This is a genomic window from Halomonas sp. 141 (assembly GCF_002810305.1).
In the GTDB taxonomy this organism is placed as follows: Bacteria; Pseudomonadota; Gammaproteobacteria; order Pseudomonadales; family Halomonadaceae; genus Vreelandella; species Vreelandella stevensii.
The window spans coordinates 120,633-136,033 of the sequence record NZ_PINZ01000001.1 but is presented as its reverse complement, the minus strand read 5'-3'; the positions used below and the strand labels follow the sequence as shown (position 1 = coordinate 136,033).

General features: G+C 59.7%; 23 protein-coding genes and 1 tRNA gene. 19 read left to right on the top strand and 5 right to left on the bottom strand.

The window, feature by feature from the left end:
* Positions 1-164: 164 nt before the first annotated feature.
* The 19 genes from CWI66_RS00690 to CWI66_RS00600 all read left to right on the top strand — a co-directional run bounded on the left by CWI66_RS00690 (position 165) and on the right by CWI66_RS00600 (position 12,342).
* Complete coding sequence (locus tag CWI66_RS00690) at positions 165-1,520, top strand: site-specific integrase (RefSeq protein WP_100730641.1); 1,356 nt, start codon at positions 165-167, stop codon at positions 1,518-1,520.
* A 14-nt stretch (positions 1,521-1,534) separates the two neighbouring features.
* Entirely contained in the window at positions 1,535-1,801 is a 267-nt protein-coding gene (locus CWI66_RS00685; RefSeq protein ID WP_100730640.1) for a type II toxin-antitoxin system RelE family toxin, read from the top strand.
* Complete coding sequence (locus CWI66_RS00680; RefSeq protein WP_100730639.1) at positions 1,785-2,129, top strand: helix-turn-helix domain-containing protein; 345 nt, start codon at positions 1,785-1,787, stop codon at positions 2,127-2,129. The genes CWI66_RS00685 and CWI66_RS00680 overlap by 17 nt, the downstream gene beginning before the upstream one ends.
* 109 nt (positions 2,130-2,238) lie before the next feature.
* Positions 2,239-3,000: a hypothetical protein gene (locus tag CWI66_RS00675; RefSeq protein WP_081135515.1), complete on the top strand. Its 762-nt coding sequence runs from the start codon at positions 2,239-2,241 to the stop codon at positions 2,998-3,000.
* Positions 3,001-3,674: 674 nt separating this feature from the next.
* A complete protein-coding gene (locus CWI66_RS18270) occupies positions 3,675-3,878 on the top strand; it encodes a hypothetical protein (protein ID WP_100730637.1) in 204 nt (67 codons plus the stop codon).
* Complete coding sequence (locus tag CWI66_RS00660; protein WP_100730636.1) at positions 3,875-4,270, top strand: hypothetical protein; 396 nt, start codon at positions 3,875-3,877, stop codon at positions 4,268-4,270. The genes CWI66_RS18270 and CWI66_RS00660 overlap by 4 nt, the downstream gene beginning before the upstream one ends.
* On the top strand, positions 4,263-4,487 hold the full coding sequence (locus CWI66_RS00655; protein WP_058578199.1) for a hypothetical protein: 225 nt from the start codon (positions 4,263-4,265) through the stop codon (positions 4,485-4,487). Before CWI66_RS00660 ends, CWI66_RS00655 begins: the two co-directional genes overlap by 8 nt.
* Positions 4,484-4,879, top strand: a complete 396-nt coding sequence (locus CWI66_RS00650) for a hypothetical protein (protein WP_100730635.1) — start codon at positions 4,484-4,486, stop codon at positions 4,877-4,879. Before CWI66_RS00655 ends, CWI66_RS00650 begins: the two co-directional genes overlap by 4 nt.
* Before the next feature lie 116 nt (positions 4,880-4,995).
* The gene (locus CWI66_RS00645; RefSeq protein WP_157808936.1) at positions 4,996-5,847 is read left to right on the top strand and encodes a toprim domain-containing protein; all 852 of its coding nucleotides are present in this window, start codon (positions 4,996-4,998) and stop codon (positions 5,845-5,847) included.
* A complete protein-coding gene (locus CWI66_RS00640; RefSeq protein WP_157808935.1) occupies positions 5,840-7,735 on the top strand; it encodes a DUF927 domain-containing protein in 1,896 nt (631 codons plus the stop codon). The genes CWI66_RS00645 and CWI66_RS00640 overlap by 8 nt, the downstream gene beginning before the upstream one ends.
* The gene (locus CWI66_RS00635) at positions 7,732-8,358 is read left to right on the top strand and encodes a hypothetical protein (protein ID WP_100730632.1); all 627 of its coding nucleotides are present in this window, start codon (positions 7,732-7,734) and stop codon (positions 8,356-8,358) included. Before CWI66_RS00640 ends, CWI66_RS00635 begins: the two co-directional genes overlap by 4 nt.
* A gap of 42 nt (positions 8,359-8,400) precedes the next feature.
* Positions 8,401-8,670: a hypothetical protein gene (locus CWI66_RS00630; RefSeq protein ID WP_100730631.1), complete on the top strand. Its 270-nt coding sequence runs from the start codon at positions 8,401-8,403 to the stop codon at positions 8,668-8,670.
* A gap of 12 nt (positions 8,671-8,682) precedes the next feature.
* Positions 8,683-9,159, top strand: coding sequence for a hypothetical protein (locus tag CWI66_RS00625; RefSeq protein WP_100730630.1), 477 nt, complete (start codon positions 8,683-8,685; stop codon positions 9,157-9,159).
* 173 nt (positions 9,160-9,332) lie between these two features.
* Positions 9,333-9,506, top strand: coding sequence for a hypothetical protein (locus CWI66_RS17925; protein WP_157808934.1), 174 nt, complete (start codon positions 9,333-9,335; stop codon positions 9,504-9,506).
* Positions 9,493-10,086 (top strand): hypothetical protein, encoded by a 594-nt coding sequence (locus CWI66_RS00620; RefSeq protein WP_100730629.1) that lies wholly within the window; start codon positions 9,493-9,495, stop codon positions 10,084-10,086. The genes CWI66_RS17925 and CWI66_RS00620 overlap by 14 nt, the downstream gene beginning before the upstream one ends.
* Complete coding sequence (locus tag CWI66_RS00615; protein WP_100730628.1) at positions 10,083-10,316, top strand: hypothetical protein; 234 nt, start codon at positions 10,083-10,085, stop codon at positions 10,314-10,316. Before CWI66_RS00620 ends, CWI66_RS00615 begins: the two co-directional genes overlap by 4 nt.
* Position 10,317: 1 nt before the next feature.
* The gene (locus CWI66_RS00610) at positions 10,318-11,148 is read left to right on the top strand and encodes a hypothetical protein (protein ID WP_100730627.1); all 831 of its coding nucleotides are present in this window, start codon (positions 10,318-10,320) and stop codon (positions 11,146-11,148) included.
* 44 nt (positions 11,149-11,192) lie between these two features.
* Positions 11,193-12,011 carry a hypothetical protein gene (locus CWI66_RS00605; protein WP_157808933.1) on the top strand — a complete coding sequence of 273 codons (819 nt, stop codon included), beginning with the start codon at positions 11,193-11,195 and terminating at the stop codon, positions 12,009-12,011.
* Complete coding sequence (locus CWI66_RS00600) at positions 12,004-12,342, top strand: hypothetical protein (RefSeq protein WP_100730625.1); 339 nt, start codon at positions 12,004-12,006, stop codon at positions 12,340-12,342. The genes CWI66_RS00605 and CWI66_RS00600 overlap by 8 nt, the downstream gene beginning before the upstream one ends.
* Positions 12,343-12,642: 300 nt before the next feature.
* Here the strand turns inward: CWI66_RS00600 and CWI66_RS00595 are convergent.
* From CWI66_RS00595 to CWI66_RS18525, 5 genes are all read right to left on the bottom strand, one after another.
* Positions 12,643-12,719: transfer RNA gene (locus CWI66_RS00595), tRNA-Pro, on the bottom strand.
* Positions 12,720-12,841: 122 nt separating this feature from the next.
* On the bottom strand, positions 12,842-13,654 hold the full coding sequence (locus CWI66_RS00590) for an inositol monophosphatase family protein (protein ID WP_100730624.1): 813 nt from the start codon (positions 13,652-13,654) through the stop codon (positions 12,842-12,844).
* A gap of 281 nt (positions 13,655-13,935) precedes the next feature.
* Positions 13,936-14,415 carry an anti-virulence regulator CigR family protein gene (locus CWI66_RS00580; protein WP_100730622.1) on the bottom strand — a complete coding sequence of 160 codons (480 nt, stop codon included), beginning with the start codon at positions 14,413-14,415 and terminating at the stop codon, positions 13,936-13,938.
* Between the two features lie 120 nt (positions 14,416-14,535).
* Entirely contained in the window at positions 14,536-14,916 is a 381-nt protein-coding gene (locus CWI66_RS00575; protein ID WP_100730621.1) for a type II secretion system protein, read from the bottom strand.
* A 63-nt stretch (positions 14,917-14,979) separates the two neighbouring features.
* The gene (locus CWI66_RS18525; protein ID WP_100730620.1) at positions 14,980-15,378 is read right to left on the bottom strand and encodes a pilin; all 399 of its coding nucleotides are present in this window, start codon (positions 15,376-15,378) and stop codon (positions 14,980-14,982) included.
* Positions 15,379-15,401 lie beyond the last annotated feature (23 nt).

Here is a 15,401-nt window from a genome sequence, read left to right as displayed (position 1 = left end):
TTTACCCGATATATTAGCAGAAACAAGCATCAACAAACGAAAGCAAATATGCCCAATAAATATAGCCACTTACAATCCAGCCATTAGTTTATGCTTGTTGCTGAATGTGCCTAGATATATCCTCTAAGTGTCACCTATTTGTCACCTAGAAAATGAGGCGCACCATGGCAGGCACGGAAACCCGTATAAAGCTGACCGCCAAAAGCATTGAAAAGCTGGCGCGAGAACAGCCTTCTGGTGATGTATGGGATACCGAGCTAGGCGGCTTTCATGTGCGCTCTGGTAAACGCGGCCTTACCTTTCGACTCTACTACCGCACCAAGACTGGCAAGCGCCGTATGATGACGCTGGGAACCTATGGCGCATTGACGCTGGCCCAGGCTCGTCGTGATGCTGCCGAAGCGCTGGGTATCGTGGCACAAGGCGGCGATCCTCGCGCCGCGATTGAAGCCGCCAAAGTAGAAAGCCAACGCCAGCAGCAGCAAACGCTCCGCGCTTACCTTCATGGCCCCTACACTGCCTACCAGAAGCGCCGCAAGGATGGTGTGGGCACCTTGCGCCGTATTGAGAAGGATTTTTCTAGCTGGCTGGCAAAGCCAATGGGCGATATTACCCGTGCAGATGTAGAGCGCTGGCAGGCCGAGCAGGAGAGCGCCGACAAGCCACGCGCATTTAGTACGCTTAAGCGCTCCTTTGATGCGTTGTGCGGCCTTCTCGCCCATGCCGCTGAACGTGACGTGATTCCCACCAACCCGCTGGCGCGTGTGAACTTGCAGCGCCCTGCCCTGAATGATGACGACTTAGCCGAGCAGGCAAGCCAACGCCGCTACTTAGAACCGGATGAAGTCAAAGCGCTGTTTGCTGGCCTTGAAGCCTATCAACAGGAAAAAAGAGAGCAGCGCCGCAACAGCCGCGCCCATGGCAAAGCCTACCTGCCCGACCTGGATCACGTTACCTATGTGGATCATGTGATGCCTTGGGTGCTGACCATGTACTACACCGGGTTTCGACCGGGTGATATTACGGGCCTGCGTTGGGAGCACGTCAACTTGGCGTTTAAGACGATCCGCAAGACCATAGAAAAAACCGCGCACCACCACGCTGAGCCAATGACCTTTCCGCTTTCCAGCGCTGCCGCTGATGTGCTGCGTGCGTGGCATGAACAGCAAGGCAAGCCCAAGAGCGGCTTAGTATTCCCCAACCCGCAAACAGGAAAGCGCTTTGATAGAACAGCCATGCAGAAGCCATGGGCCAGAGTGCGCACGCTTGCCGGGCTGCCTGATGAATTGGTGCTTTATACCCTGCGCCACAACTTCGCTTCTCAACTGGTGATGGCGGGAGCTGACTTACTCGCCGTTTCTAAGCTCATGGCCCACAGCGATATACAGACCACCATTCAGCATTACGCTCACCTGCGCCCAGATCACACCCGCGACATTGTAGAAACACTGGTAAAGCAGACGCCGAACGCTACACAAGAAACGCTGCCGACGCTTGCCGTTGTCTCAACCAACGCCTAAACTTATGAAACCTTATGACCTATCAAGTGCAATGGACGCTCAAAGCGGCCAAACAAGCCAAGAAGCTACATGCGTCTGACCGCGCCATGGTCATTAAACGGGTGGGCAACCTAGCCACTTGGCCAGAGTGTAAAGAGACTCACGACATTAAGCCCCTCACCCACCACCAGTACCAATACCGCCTACGTGTAGGCCGCTATCGGGTGCTGTTCGATGTGGAAACGGGCCTACAAGTGGTCTCTGTCGAGGAGGTGAAAAAGCGCGATGAACGCACCTATTGATTACCAGATTAGCGAACAGGCAGGCCGCCGCTATGCCGTGCTGCCGTTAGAACAATTTACTGCCCTGGTAGAGCGTGCCGGGGAAGTGGATGCGTTGACGCTGCCTCACGAAATTGTCAGCCGCCACTTGGTCGATGATGTACCGCTCACCCGCTGCTGGCGCGAGTACCTTGGCGTCACACAAGCCGAGCTAGCAAGACACTTGAACGTATCCCAGGCACAAGTTGCCCAGTGGGAAAGCGCCAGCGCCAAGCCTCGCCATACCACCTTGAAGAAGCTGGCCACAGCCATGGGTATTCATATTCGTCAGCTCACGCTAGAAGATTAACGCGACCACAGTCGCACGCTTTGGCTGGCTAGGGCCGATCACCTGAAAGCGCGGATAACTCCACCGCGTTAGCCAGCCAACCTACTTGGAGTGCGTTAGGAGTAGCGCGATGGCGTTGCAGAAACTGTTGAGAGAGCTGAAGCCCTGGTTGACGCTGGAGGAGGCCGCATCGAGGCTCGCCAACTTGGCCAGCGAAGAGGTTAGGTCCGTTGATCTCTTGAAACTTGGCATTAACGGCAAGCTACCGCTGTTCGTGGAGCTGCGCGGCTCTGTCAATGCCAGGACGGCAACCATTGAGCCCAGCGAGTCCGAATATCTCAGCGACCGACTGGTGTACGAGCCGCCCTTTCTCGGTGGGCTGCGGGGCATCTTCGAGCTCTGGGACCATGGCGGCATGCCTTGGCATTTCATCAATGTGCATGGCGAGCTGGAGTGTGAGATGGGCGGCATTCACATCTGGTCCCCAGAAACGGGAAAGGTGATTGAGCTCCTTGGGCAAGATGACTCCGGGGCCAAGACCCTGCCAAATGGGTGCAGCATCCTCGTTCGAGCTGATGACATCGACGCCCTGGTCGAAGAGCCCCAGAAGCCTGCCAGTAGCGGCGCAAGTGGTGCTGAGGAGCTGCGAGCACTGGAGGTACTGGGGCTGCTAGCCGAGGCGCTTTCGCAGCAACATCCTGGCCCGTATGCAGCAGCAGGGAGACCCAACAGGTCTGGGATCATCAGTATCATGCGAGGAGTGGTGGAGGGCTATGAGAAGCCGTCCGATCCTGATGCCGACCCAATAAACCTATATGGGTTTGGCAAAAGTACGCTCGACGAGGTTTTGAAGGCTGCCATCGGAGCCTGGGAGGCAAAGAAGGATAGCTAGTCCTGATTTTTCCAATTGGAATCTGATTTTTCCAGTTGAACCAAACCCACCAAAAGCACGTTCACCATTGTCAGCGTCAACTAGGAACAGAGAGACGCTGCAATGACTGACAGAACGCAAACCCCTACCACCCTGCTAAATAGCGCCCTTGAACGCTACCGTGCAGGTTTCGACCCTGCATTGATCGAGCTACCCGAACGCGCTGTATTCCCCCACCTGATACCTGCTCAGCCAGGCACAGCACGCAAGAGCCGTATCACTGGCTTATTGCTTGGCCGACCAGCGCCAAAATTTGTGCGTCGTGGTCGTAGTATCCGCTATCGCCTAATCGATGTGCTGGAATGGTTACGCGATGGTGACGCCGTGAGCAGCATCGCTGAGGAAAACGTAAAGCGTCGGGAGGTGGCTTAATGTTGACCTCTGCTACCAACCCCGGCTATGCTTCAAGGGCTGGCGCAAAATCGTCAGCCGGGCGTAGGAACCCGAACATCACACGGCGCACTAGCGCCCACAATGACGGCGCTTTTTTTGTGCCCGTCAGTCATGGCGGCTGTGCGCGGGACGCTTTCGAGCGTGCCGGTTCACGTGTGTCCGGTATTCCTACCCCGCGTACAGTCGCCACCCAATCCCGTAGGAAGGATCGTGGCGACTCCACAACACACGGAGTCACACCCATGGCACAACTACGCCTATCCAACCTTATTACCCGCAATCTTTCCAGCCGTGCCGCTGCCCACCGCGCTATGGCGAAAGCTGCCTTGTTCGCTGATAGCAGCGCCAGCGTTCGCCTACGCAAGTACAACCACCACATTGAAAAAGCCCAACAGCTAGAAGCGCGTGCCCTCAATGCCGTTTCCGGCAAGGGAGGTGCATCGTGAGCGACCTTCAAGCCTACGACGAAGCCAGTCAGCATCTTCATATTCTGCGTAACACCATCGCGCTAGTGGAGATCGCGCTTAACGATGCCGCTGAAGGTGGCAGCCAGGTTGCACCCCACGTCTTGGCGGCTGTGCTGTCTGGCACTCAACAGCACATTGACACGTTAGAGCAGCTAACTACCCACCTCCTACAACCTGGCGAACCCAAGCCCCAGCCAATTCCCAACCCCGGTACCAAGCTCACTGGCCTACTTCGCACGATGCGCGAAGAGGCAGCCGATGCCGAGGAAAAGGGTCACGAGATAATGCCTAGCGCGCTTACTCACTACGCGCACCTGTTTGAAGAAGCCCTTGCAGCTAGCCAGATGCAATCGGAGGTATCCCATGGATAAGGCAGCCATTCAGCACATTATGCTCGACGTCGAGATTGCAGAGATTCGCTTTGAGCACGCTAGCGCGCTGTTTGACGCCATCGCAAAGATGCTTGAAAGCGGCGAACACAAGACGGCGGCACGCCTAGCCAAACTTGGGCATGAAATCACCCGGGAAGGTGCTGACGATGTAAGTGAGCTAGGCGGTTCGATTGAGCAGGAAGGGGGCAAACAATGATCACCACCGATATTACTCTGCATGCTGAAGACAGCCTCGAGCTGGTGGCGCAGTTGCGCGCTATGGCTGACCAGGTTGAACAAAACGGTAGTGACGCACTGCCCAGTGCTGGCGCTTCGAAACGTATTTACCACGAGGGTGAATTGGCCGGCGAAATGAGCGCGCCAGCGGTCGTAAGCATCAATGAAGCCGCTGAGTCAACCATCATTGAGTGCGAATTAAGCGCCGATTTTATGGAGATGGCCGCAAGCGCCCAAGCCACGCTCAATCACTTTATCCGAATCAGTGAGCCTGAATTCTTAGGCGGCCTGCTGGATGCTAGCGACCTGATCGCGATAGAGATGACCAAGCGCGCCCATGCCTTGGGCAGCCTGGTGGCTGGGGGTGAGTGATGACAGCCACAAAGCAACAAGCCCCGGTCCTCAATGGAGGAGCCGAGGCCCATACATGCGTCGTCCCACCAACGCAGAGCCAGTATAGCAGCATTGAGCAGGCGTTAGGCGATGCATTGGCCGCGTATGGCGTTACCGGGCTGGCGATCCATCCAGATGGTGCCGTTCACCGCTTTGACGCCGCCGACAAGACCAAGGGCAACCGCAACGGCTGGTACGTCTGCCCCTCGCTGGAAGTGGCGGTGTATGGCTTCTGGCACACCGGGGAGCAGCACACCATTACCACTGGCGGCAAGGCTGACCCCGCCGCCGCTGCCGAAGCACGACTAGCCGCACAGCGGGCACGGGAGCAGCGAGACGTAGAGCGCCGCCAGCAGCAAGCCAAGACTGCCGAGCAGGCCCGTCACTGGTGGGCCACGGCTGGCGCTGCCGATCCGTCACACCCTTACCTATCCAAGAAGCGCTTGGCACCCCATGGCCTACGCCAGCGTGACACGATGCTGCTGGTACCGCTGTTCTTCGAGAGCGAGCTGGTCAACCTTGAGCGCATCTTTCCCAATGGCGGCAAGCGCCCATTGCCGGGAGGTCGCGTCAAAGGCGTGGCGAGCCTGATAGGCCGCCTGGAGGGCGCTGAGCGCGTACTGGTGGCTGAGGGCTGGTCTACCGCTGCCGCCTTGCATGAGGCCATGGGCTGCCCAGTCGTGGTGGCCCGCAATGCCGACAACCTGGCTCCGGTTGCGCGGCGCCTTCGCCAACGGCTGCCGGCTGACGTAGGCATTACCATCTGCGGTGACGATGACCGGCATCTACCGGCCCAGGGGCTCGCCAACAAAGGGCGAGTCGCTGCCCGCCACGCTGCCCTGGCTATCGACGCCACGCTGCTGATGCCGAGCTTCTGCGAGGGCTGCGAGACCTGCACCGACTTCGCCGATATACGCCTTTGCCGGCAGGGAGGTGGCCGTGACTAGCCCAGCACACACCTTACTTGATGTGTCCCATGTGTCCCACCTGTCCCAGCCCAGCAACCACGCGCCTTCCAGCAGGGACAGCATCGAGACACCACCTGTCCCGATGTGTCCCATCGGACACGAAGTGGACCCTGCGCAACAGGCCCATGACAGCGAGCCAGAAGAAGCAAGGGAGCCGCGCCGCCCAGCCTTTGCCACCTACCTGACACTCACCCGCTACGGGCCGCCTGGCCTTTACTACCACGGCCAGCGACAGCCAAGGGGTGACGGCGATCCCGAGTCGTTCGACGTATGGGTGTGCAGCCCCATTGAGTGCCTGGCTGCCACTCACGATGAGCGCGGCGACAACCATGGTCTGTTGCTGCGGTTCAAGCCGCCGTATGGAGGCTGGCGCCAGTGGGCAATGCCACTACGTTTGCTCAAGGGTAGCGGCGAGGAGTTGCGCGGCGAGCTGTTGGACATGGGGGTCAGGATCAATCCCGACGCCCACAAGTGGCTGAACAAGTGGCTGGCTCAGTCTGCACCCGAGGACAAGGTGATAGCGGCAACCCGTGTTGGCTGGCACACCCTGGAGGGAGGTCGAGCGTTTGTCATGCCGCGGCGCACCATCGCCCAGGGTGAGCTGGCCCGCCGGGTCTCTTTCCAGTCCGAGTTCGCCTCTCATGACGACTACGCCACAGCCGGCACTCTGGAGGGCTGGCGCGACAACATTGGCCAGCTATGCAGCGGCAATCCACTAATGGTTCTCGCTGTGTCCACCGCCCTGGCCGGCCCGCTGCTGTACTTGACCCACCGGCAGGCCGCCGGCATCCACTTGGTGGGCGATAGCAGCAACGGTAAGACTACGTTACTGGAAGTTGCGGCCAGCGTTTGGGGTGCGCCCGACTTCAAGCGAACCTGGCGAGCCACCGGCAATGGACTAGAAGGCATCGCTGCGGCACTAAGCGACACGGCGCTGGTGCTGGATGAGATCGGCGAGGCCGATGGCCGGGAGATCGGCGCCACCGTCTACGCATTGGGAAATGGCGTCGGTAAAGCCCGCGCCAGCCGCAACGGCACCGCCCGTCGCCCCCATCGCTGGCGCATCGCAGTGCTGAGCAGCGGCGAGCGCACCTTAGCCGCCCACATGAGCGCGGCAGGCAAGCGCCCCCACGCTGGGCAGGCAGTCCGACTGCTGGACATACCCGCCAAGCGCAAGCATGGCGCTTTCGACCACCTGCACCGCTTGGACGATGGCCGCGCCTTCGCAGACCACCTCAAGAGCGAGGTCACGCGCCACTATGGTCGCGTTGGTCCTGCCTTCATCGAAAAGCTGGTGAGCGAGGAGCGAGACCTGGCCGGCGAGGTAGACCGCTTCGCTCAGATTCCTGGCTTTGATGCGACCCGCCCGCTGCAAGGCCGGGCTGCAAAGGCACTAGCGCTGATAGGGCTGGCCGGGGAGTTGGCAGCCGAGTATGGGCTGGTCGGCTGGAAGCAAGGCGAAGCCATGGCCGCGGCTGTTGGCGCCTTCCAAACGTGGGCTGCCGAGCAAGGCGGAGCGCGGACCGAGCATGAGCAAATCTTGGCCAATGTGTTCGGCTTCATCGAGCGTCACGGCGATGCCCGCTTCAGCAACGTAGATGCAGACCCAGCCTACGGCCCTGTAGTTCACAACCGTGCCGGCTGGTGGCGTGACGATGCCGATGGACGAGCCTTCCTGTTCAACAGGGAGGGGCTGAACGAGGCGCTAGGTGGCTTCGACCTGAAGCGCGGTACCGAAGCCCTGGAGGTCGCTGGTTGGATAGTCGAACGAGAGAGCGCGGCTCGCTCCATTCGAATCTACATCAACGGCACCCGCCGCCGTGTCTACGTAATCCGCCCTGCTGAAAGCGAGGAGATCCAAGCATGAGCCTAGATGACGTTTACCGCGCCTTCGCCGGGACACCACAGGACACCACCTGTCCCGAAGGTGTCCCGCCGCAAACCCGCATGGTTGAGCCATTGGGACACATGGGACATGTAGGCCACCATAGAGATGAGGGACAGCAAGAAGAGGCCGGACCACTTCGCGAAATAGACACCCTGCTGGCCGCCCTGTCCGAGGCAGGCCACAACCTTGGGCACGACCTGGAGGCCAGGCTACGTCGCGCCATGGACAAGATGAGCCGCCAGGCACGAGCAGAGCTGGCCGCCGCCATCGACGATGCCTTCGAGGCTGGCGCCAGCATCGAGCAGGCCCGGCTGAGCATCAGCCGGCACCTGTCGGGAGGAGGCGACCTTGGCCCCGCTTCAGCCGAGCGGTGGGTGGAATGGATCGCGACACGCTGCCCGATCAACCGCGATGACCGCCGCTTCATCGGCGACCTGCTGCGTCTGTTGCCCGCCCGTCGACGGGCTACGGCGGCATGCTGGTACTCACGAGCCTGGCTTCAAGCTGCTGATGCCGAGCCCCTACCCCACCGCCGCAACAATGTCGGCAGGAGAGCCGCCAACGCCACGCTGAGGCCCGTTCGGCGAGGGGGTGGCCAGTGATCGCGATAGCCGCTAACAACGAACTACGGGGAGGTAGCCGCCATGCTGGATGAAGCCACTACCGAAGCACGACGCCTTGCAGCCAGCCTGCACGGTATCGACCGCGACATAGCAGAGAGCGCCTATATGGTATGGATCTCACTGGGATCTGACCCCGACGAAGAAACGCTGATGGGCTGCGCGGCCACACTGGAAACTATCGACCAGCGACTACCACCGGGAACACTGGCCGCCCTGGTACGTGTACGGCTTAGCCGCCTGCAAGGGCTGGTGAATGCCATGCTTGACGATCTACCACCGCCTGCTGCGTAAGGAGCCAATGCCATGACCATCACACGCGAATCACTGAGCCAAGCCGCTACCCATGGGCAACCGCTGGATCACTTAACCGCCGGGCAGGTATGGGCCGCGCATAAGCTGGCAATCCCACCTGAGCGCCTGCAACGGCCACTGGCCAGCCATATTGCCGCGCTACTGGATAACGTCGAACGCAAGGCCCGCCGTGAGTTCTTTGGCGGTGTGACACCCAACGATACCGATACGATGATTAACCGCGCCTATGATGAACAGCACCCGCCGTTCCTGCGCTTGCCGATCCTGGAGACACTACGCGAAGGGATGAGCGAACTCTTCCCCGGCTTGAGGCCCGCCGGGTACGACGATCAGGGCAACCCGGCATACAACCTTGCCGATATTGCCCAAGCGCTGGACGTGCCAGAGGATGAATTGCTCGACCATGCAGAACAGCGGGGAATGCTCGACCAGATAAAGACAACACCAGCACCGCACCGGGTACACTGACAACATCGCTTGCTTGGCCCTTACACCCCGCTTCGGCGGGGCTTTTCATGCCCGGAAAACTCACCAAGAACCGGGAACCCAAAGCGCTAAGCTGAAGGCTCCACCAACCGGAGATTCGTAATGCGACGCGAAGAGGCTGTCGAGATATTCCGGCAACTGGCCAAGGAGCAATCATGAGCCGCGACCCACTTCGGCGCGACAATCTAGAGCAGCGGCTTCACCGCCAGGCCATGAGCGGCGACAGCGCCGCCTTTCTGCGCCTGCGTGGCCTTCGCCGCCTGTGGCGCACCCAAGACACCAACCGCAAGACCCGCAACCAAGGAGAGAACCACCATGTCGAAGTTTGACCTGAAGGCCGTCGCAGTCGAGCAAGATACATTGAGCCACCCCAAGGTCGTCGGTGCAGCCCAGCGCCTGTTGGGCACCCTGGATCGCCTCAATGCCGAGATGGCACGAGCATCGCGCAAGGATCGCATCGCCCAGATGCTTAGCGAGGCTGATGGCGTCGATGACCTGGTAACCCGCTTGCGTGTCGCCGTCGGGGACGCCGAACAGCTTCGTGCCGCCGTCGAGAAGACTCGGTCGCGGCTCCTTCGTGAGGACGGCAAGCTACGCGAGGCCCTGGCCGGCGTGGTCGCTGGTCTCGGCAAGGAGAAACAGCGACTCACCGCCCGGCAGGAGCAGATTGGGCAACAAATCCGCCAGGTGGAGCGCCAGCGCCTTGAAGCCCTTGCCGAGCTGACGAAGGCCGGCTTGGGCCACGAGGAGGCCGAAGCTCGCGCCAAGCCAGGTGCCGATGAACTCAAGGCGTTGCGTGATGAGTTGGCCGCCCTACCCCTGCGGCTGAGCAGCGTTGATGAACAGCTTCGCAGTCGGCGGCATCAGGTGCGCCTGCTGGAGGGCAAGGCCGGCGAGGTGGTGGCATGAATGACAACGTGACGCCGCTACCTTCCGAACTCCACGCCGCCGCGAGTCGCGCCGTGGATGAGGCGCTGGCCGAGCTGGCCAGCATGCCGGCAACCGCGCGCTATCAGGTCGACCTGGAGCGGTTCGGTACACCGGAGAAGGCGCTCAAGGCGGTGGCGGTGCGTGCCCGCGAGGCGCAAGCCCTGCTGGAAGCCGCCAAGGAGATCGCGAAGCAGGAGAAGGAGGAGTGACATGGCTATGGTTGTCACCGGCGCCGCGCCGGGCGAGATAGGCCCAAAGTGGGACGGCATCAACGATACGCTGGTCGCCTCGATTTACGAGGCGGATCACCACGGCGACAAGTTGCACGAAAATGGTGCCGTCCTGCGCTGCCTGTTCGTCGACGACGCCAACCTGGAGGCGACCTTCAACTGGCAGTCGCCATTCGAGAATGCTGGAACGGGCGGCCTGACACCCAGCCTGTCTGCAATGCTCCAAAGCGGCATGATTCAGCCAATCATTGAAAGCGTGAGGGGGATGCTATCCAGCGAGGAGCGCGAGAAGTTCGATACAGCCACGCCCGGTAGCTGGGCAGACAAGACAGCCGGAGCCGCCGAGCATGCGCGCGGTCGCACGGGCATCACCAAGCTCAACTCCACTCAGGTGTTCAGCGGCATGCCGCCCATCAAGCTCACCGTCAACATCATGCTCCGTGCCTGGCAGGACCCGGAGGCCGAAGTAGAGGCCGCCATCAATCTTCTGATGGACTGGGCATTGCCGCGATACCTGGCTCCGGAAGGCACGCTGCTGACGGCGGCGCTGGACTGGGCGGGTTCTGAAAACAGAACGGCAAAGTCATTGGTTGAAGCCGCGCTGCCGTCTGAGGTGCCAGCACTGCTGGCCATCAAGTACAAGAATCGCACCTTCGCGCCGCTGGTCATCGAGAGCATTGGTATTCCCCTCAACTCGCCGTCCGACCATCACGGGCGCTTCGTCCAGCTCCAGATTCCCGTCACGTTCAGCACCTTGACCGCGTGGGACGGCGCGAGCTGGGAAGGGGCGCAGCCACCGAACGGCTTCTAAAAGACACAGACACGCTTAGCGTAGGTGATGATATGGCGGCGAAGATGACCACGAGGCAGTGGCAGAAAGCCCGTAAGCTGTGGGAAGCGGATTCCCGCGAGGGCTTCGCCTGGTTGGTTCGAGAGCTATCGCTACCTGTATCGCGGGTGGCTGTTAGCAGGCGTGCCAAAGCGGATGAATGGCAAAAGCAGGCACAGCCTACAGACCCTGCCAGCAACACAGAGGAGGAGGTTACGCACGGGGTTACGGTTACGCCCCAGGTTACGCAAGAGGTTACGCCCGTAACCAAGGGGCGTGGTCGTCCCAGCGAGTACCGCCCGGAGTATGCCGAGCAAGCCGAGCGCTTGATGCTGCTGGGCTTCACGCGGGAGAAGCTGGCCAAGTTCTACGAGGTGGACGAGCGCACCCTCTACCGCTGGCAGCAACGGCATGCTGACTTTCGCCATGCCATATGGCGGGGTGGCGCCCTGGCCGATGCCGAGGTGGCTCATGCGCTGTTCCATCGAGCAAAGGGGGCCGTGGTACCAGAGACGCACGTGGCCCAGCACCAAGGCCAGGTGATCCTGACGGACCTGGAGCGCCACTACCCGCCCGAGACCGCCGCCGCGCGACTGTGGCTGAAGAACCGTCAGCCGGAGTTCTGGAAGGACAAGGTAGAGCTCGAGGAGAAGCCGGTTATTGCATTGGTGGACAAGGAGGCGATGAGAGGGCGCATCGAGGCCGCGCTGGAGAAGGCTGCGCAGGTCGAGCGAGAGATGAGGGGGCGTGCCGAGCGGCTAGGGCTAATGTTGGACGATGGTACGTATCCCGACGCCGGCAGCACCTACGTCGCCGACTACATACGGAGCCAGGACGATGAGTGATATTTCTACCAACCGCCATGTGCTGGCGCGGGAAACTGCCCGAACGCTGGCGCTGTCGGTTGAAGGTGCGCTGATGCAGCGCCTTGCCGAAGGCGACGTTGATGTCGAGCGGCTGAAAACCTCGCTGCTGGCTGTTGCCTCCGGCATCGCGCCAACCCGGCGTCGCCTCATCAACCGTGGGATGAGCAAGGAGTTTTGGCAGGAGGCTCGCAGGCGCTGGGAGGCCGACCCCCGCGACGGCTATGCCTGGCTGTCGAAGGAGCTGAACGGCAAGGTAAGCAATACAGCGATCCGCAAACATGCCATCAAGGAGGGGTGGGCCAAGGCTTGAGGAGCCTGGCTGGGTGGTGGCCGATGTGTCTGTGGTAGGCATCTATCCCTGTGAAACCTATGAGAGCGATTATACGGAGCTAAGCGGGAATGATGCAGAGATGGAGCAATGAGGATGCTCTCCGTTGGGGGGGTATCGTCACGCTGAAGTGCTGTGTTCGACGTGGCCCTTCTCTTGTTCTGGAGAGCTTAGAAAAGCCGAAAATTTCAGACGGGTGTCACCTATATGTCACCTAGAACGTTAGGCAACAAAAAACGGCCACCGCATAACTCGCTAAGTGACCGTTTTATATGTCTTTTTTGGTCGGAGTGACAGGATTCGAACCTGCGACCTTTGCAACCCCATTGCAACGCGCTACCAAGCTGCGCCACACTCCGATGCCCGTTGGCTTTCGCTTCAGGACGGTGCGTATACTAGCGCTTTATTAGCCAAATGAAAAGCCCTTTTTGCGCTTTCTTTTCAAATGCTTGCCGTGTTGCGTTGAAAAGCCCCCATCAGGCTAGCGATCCGCGTTTGCCAGCAGCGTCGCCATGGCATCGTAAACGCCGGGGGCGGTTACCAACAGCTGCTCTGGGAAAAGGTCGGCAGGAATGCCTTCCGGCACCTCGACCAAATGCCCCACGCGTGCCCCGGCTTCCCGGGCGATCACCCAGCCTGCCACAAAATCCCAGGGGGATACGCTTTCGTAATAGGCATCCAGGCGCCCACAGGCAATGTCGCAGATATCCAGCGCCGCGGCACCGTTGCGTCGGATGTCCTGGCAGTGGGCCAGTACGGCTTCGAGCCGTGGCAGCAGGGCCTTGCGGGCCTGCTTGTCGTAGGGAAACCCGGTAGCCACCAGCGTGCTGGCCAGCGATTCGGCACCGCTGGGCTGAATACGCCGCTGGTTGCAGTAAGCCCCCAGCCCCTGGGCTGCGCTGAAGGTCTCATTCAGGAACGGTGCATGAACGACGCCTATCTTGCCCACGCCCTGCTCGATCCAGCCAATCGACACCGCCACATGGCGCTGGCCCTGGGCAAAGTTCACCGTGCCATCGATAGGGTCCACGACCCATAGCTGTTCGGCGGGATGGGAGAGCGCCTGTTCAGGGCTCAGCTCTTCGCTCAGCCTTGCCTCACCGGGAAAGTGCTCTTCCAGGCGCTGACTGATTCGCTGGTCGACGGCGACATCCACATCGGTGACCAGCTCAACGCCCTCTTTCAAGCGTTGGGCGAAGTTCTGCTGCTCACGCGCCTCGCGGATCATCTGCCCCGCCTCTTCGGCGATGGTAATTGCCAGCGCCAGGCGCTCTTCCAGGGTATACGCTGCCATCAAGTTACCTCTTCTGACTAACAATGGATGAGTGACAATGGGTGAATTAATAATGAATAGAGCAGCATAAGCGTTAGCCGATGGCATTACCATGAACGCTCGCTCAAGCGACTACCCACAACACTAGGCTTTGTACGAAAAGTCGGCGAGCGATGGCCAGACAAGGCAAAAATCGGCGAAAAGACGGAGTTTACAAGGTGTAAATGAGTACTTTGAGCCGATTTTTAACGCCGTATGGGCGAGCGTAGGCAGTTTTCGTACAAAGCCTAGCCAAGAACTCGTTATCGCAGGGCATCTACCAGTATATCTACCACTACCCGCGTAGCGGCTTCGATGAGCACCACGTCTGCCCCGACGCGCTCCCACTCATAGCCCGGGTAGCGTGGCAGCTGCTGTGCAATGGGGCCATCGAAGCGCTTGGCGATCCCCGGCGGCAGCGGCTTGCCCCGCTCCAGGCGGCGCTGTATGCCGGGCGGCAGCGGCTCGGCGCGGGGGGCTTCGTACTGGCGCAGCAGGCCAAGCAGCTCCCGCTCGTTGATACGCGGCAGATCGATATAGCGCTCCGAGCGCTGCTCACGATCACGGCGATATTCATGGCGATGCTCCCGCTGATATTCCTGACGATGCTCACGACCATTCTGGCCCGCCTGCTGCTCCTGGTGGCCACGGGCGCCATGGGCGGGTGCATGCGCAGGCTGAGCACTTGCCAGGCCGTGCCAGCATAGCGTGCCAAGGAGCACTGCAAGCGAAAGTGATTTCATGATGGGCTCCCGGAAGTATTGTTGCCTGAAGAAGCCACTAGTGTATGAGGGAATTACGCAGGGAGTGTGTAAAATTCGCGAACTTGTATGAAGAGCCAGCTTGGTAACGCACCTTCATAATCAAGGTGTGACGACGCGCTCGACCATGCCTTGGCTCGTGATGCGAGCCTGAACGTTTGGACGCTGGGTATTCAGCACAAGGGAAGTGCCATCGCCATCGAATACGCCGCGCAAAGCATTGGCGACGGCCAACTGAGTAGGCTGGTTGCTGCCATTTACTGAGCAAGCCTCAAATGGGTAATAGTCCAATAGATCATTTAGTTGATCGGCAACCATCACGCGAACTTTGAAGGTACTCAATTCCTGCTCACAGGCACTGAAGGCTGAGCGATCAAGATAGGCAAAGTAAAGCGGCATGTTGAAAACAGATAGAACTATAACAATAGCAATGCTGACCAACAATTCAACCAGCGTAAAGCCTGCATTTTTATTCAAAGACATAAAAAATCTTCGTACAACTCCCTAACCCAGGGAGTTGCACTTATAACAATTCCAGCGTGCAGCTTATTCTGCATCAGGATCATTAGTAGAAATAGCACCATTACCAGCAACGTACACCGTTTGATTACGGTTTTCAGTACTTACATCAACCGTATCTTGATCCTCAGAGGTCTCAGTAAAAACGACAAAGAGCTCGTCTCGGTCTGTGTCACTAGCGCATGACTGAAAAGTAAAATCAGGCGCACTATCTTCACCCGCTGCAGCTTCAGCTATCGATAAAGATCTGTAAGAATTTAGCTCACCGACGCAGGCAGTAGCAGCAGAGCGGTCCAAATAATTACCATACTGCGGCACACCCACTGCCGCCAAAATACCGATAATCGCCACCACAATCAGCAGCTCGATGAGGGTGAAGCCCGGCTGCTTGAAGCGGCGGGGTTGGTTGGGTTGGGTCGTTTGCATTGCGGAGTTCCCTTGCGGTGTAA

Coding starts and splice junctions, on each gene's coding strand:
- CWI66_RS00690 (WP_100730641.1), top strand. CDS start 165: ATGGCAGGCACGGAAACCCGTATAAAGCTGACCGCCAAAAGCATTGAA.
- CWI66_RS00685 (WP_100730640.1), top strand. CDS start 1,535: ATGACCTATCAAGTGCAATGGACGCTCAAAGCGGCCAAACAAGCCAAG.
- CWI66_RS00680 (WP_100730639.1), top strand. CDS start 1,785: ATGAACGCACCTATTGATTACCAGATTAGCGAACAGGCAGGCCGCCGC.
- CWI66_RS00675 (WP_081135515.1), top strand. CDS start 2,239: ATGGCGTTGCAGAAACTGTTGAGAGAGCTGAAGCCCTGGTTGACGCTG.
- CWI66_RS18270 (WP_100730637.1), top strand. CDS start 3,675: ATGGCACAACTACGCCTATCCAACCTTATTACCCGCAATCTTTCCAGC.
- CWI66_RS00655 (WP_058578199.1), top strand. CDS start 4,263: ATGGATAAGGCAGCCATTCAGCACATTATGCTCGACGTCGAGATTGCA.
- CWI66_RS00650 (WP_100730635.1), top strand. CDS start 4,484: ATGATCACCACCGATATTACTCTGCATGCTGAAGACAGCCTCGAGCTG.
- CWI66_RS00635 (WP_100730632.1), top strand. CDS start 7,732: ATGAGCCTAGATGACGTTTACCGCGCCTTCGCCGGGACACCACAGGAC.
- CWI66_RS00630 (WP_100730631.1), top strand. CDS start 8,401: ATGCTGGATGAAGCCACTACCGAAGCACGACGCCTTGCAGCCAGCCTG.
- CWI66_RS00625 (WP_100730630.1), top strand. CDS start 8,683: ATGACCATCACACGCGAATCACTGAGCCAAGCCGCTACCCATGGGCAA.
- CWI66_RS17925 (WP_157808934.1), top strand. CDS start 9,333: ATGAGCCGCGACCCACTTCGGCGCGACAATCTAGAGCAGCGGCTTCAC.
- CWI66_RS00620 (WP_100730629.1), top strand. CDS start 9,493: ATGTCGAAGTTTGACCTGAAGGCCGTCGCAGTCGAGCAAGATACATTG.
- CWI66_RS00615 (WP_100730628.1), top strand. CDS start 10,083: ATGAATGACAACGTGACGCCGCTACCTTCCGAACTCCACGCCGCCGCG.
- CWI66_RS00610 (WP_100730627.1), top strand. CDS start 10,318: ATGGCTATGGTTGTCACCGGCGCCGCGCCGGGCGAGATAGGCCCAAAG.
- CWI66_RS00605 (WP_157808933.1), top strand. CDS start 11,193: ATGACCACGAGGCAGTGGCAGAAAGCCCGTAAGCTGTGGGAAGCGGAT.
- CWI66_RS00600 (WP_100730625.1), top strand. CDS start 12,004: ATGAGTGATATTTCTACCAACCGCCATGTGCTGGCGCGGGAAACTGCC.
- CWI66_RS00590 (WP_100730624.1), bottom strand. CDS start 13,654: ATGGCAGCGTATACCCTGGAAGAGCGCCTGGCGCTGGCAATTACCATC.
- CWI66_RS00580 (WP_100730622.1), bottom strand. CDS start 14,415: ATGAAATCACTTTCGCTTGCAGTGCTCCTTGGCACGCTATGCTGGCAC.
- CWI66_RS00575 (WP_100730621.1), bottom strand. CDS start 14,916: ATGTCTTTGAATAAAAATGCAGGCTTTACGCTGGTTGAATTGTTGGTC.
- CWI66_RS18525 (WP_100730620.1), bottom strand. CDS start 15,378: ATGCAAACGACCCAACCCAACCAACCCCGCCGCTTCAAGCAGCCGGGC.